This is a genomic window from Curvibacter fontanus, from assembly GCF_054780335.1.
Genome location: NZ_BAAGWN010000021.1, coordinates 1 through 828, shown reverse-complemented (window position 1 = coordinate 828; position 828 = coordinate 1). Strand labels below are relative to the sequence as shown.

The window sequence follows — 828 nt, the reverse complement described above, 5'->3', positions numbered from 1 at the left end:
GGGTCAGGAGACCGTGGCTTCGTCGGTGCGGCTGTCGCCCTTGTTGTCCTTCCAGCTCACGCTGACCTTGTCACCGGCCTTGGCGCCCTTGACAACGAACTGCATGAACGGGTTCTTGGACACGGCCGGGCCCCATTCGGCGGTCATCACGACCTTGCCGTTGAGGGAGGCGCTCACTTCATTGATGAACCAGGCCGGAACCAGCTTGCCAGCCGAGTCCTTGCGTTGACCGGATTCCATTTCGTGGCTCATGAGTACGCGCACGGTGGCCTTGTCGCCAGCGGCTTGCGCGCGGATGCGCATCGGATCTGCCATTTTGATACTCCTAAATCTGTGTTGAATCGGTGGCTTGCCTCTGGCGAGCGATCAGCCGCCGCAGCCGCCCAGCGTCACCTTGACTTCCTTCTTCGCAAAGAAGGCCTTGCCGTCGTCCATGATGGCCACGGCATACACATCCGAAGACTGGCCCATCTTGGCGCGCGTGGCAAAGTTGGTTTCGACCGCTTCGCTGACGTTGAACATGGCCACCATGGCGGAGGGGTTCTTCTCCACCAGGATCAGCATGCGCTTCACACCCGACAGCGTGGTGCCGGCGGTCAGCGGCACCACGGCGCCGTTTTCGGCAATGTCCGGACCCCCGATGGTCACGTCCTTGCTCTCCACCGGAGCGCCAGCGCCCAGCGCCTTGGTCACGTCGGCCGCGGTCTTGGCGTCGAAGGCAGCCTTCTCGTAGGCTGCCGCCTGCTGCGGGATCATGCCGGCGGAGGCCAGCAGGCCCGCCACCACGGCGCTTTGTTTCAGTGTCTCGCGACGAGTTTGCATGTGATG

General features: G+C 63.2%; 2 protein-coding genes. Both read right to left on the bottom strand.

The features are described from left to right. Positions 1 to 3: 3 nt before the first annotated feature. Positions 4 to 315 (bottom strand): thiosulfate oxidation carrier complex protein SoxZ, encoded by a 312-nt coding sequence (soxZ, locus tag ACYVH8_RS12730; protein ID WP_460489187.1) that lies wholly within the window; start codon positions 313 to 315, stop codon positions 4 to 6. Between the two features lie 51 nt (positions 316 to 366). After that, a complete protein-coding gene (gene soxY, locus ACYVH8_RS12725) occupies positions 367 to 822 on the bottom strand; it encodes a thiosulfate oxidation carrier protein SoxY (RefSeq protein WP_460489188.1) in 456 nt (151 codons plus the stop codon). Positions 823 to 828: the final 6 nt, after the last annotated feature.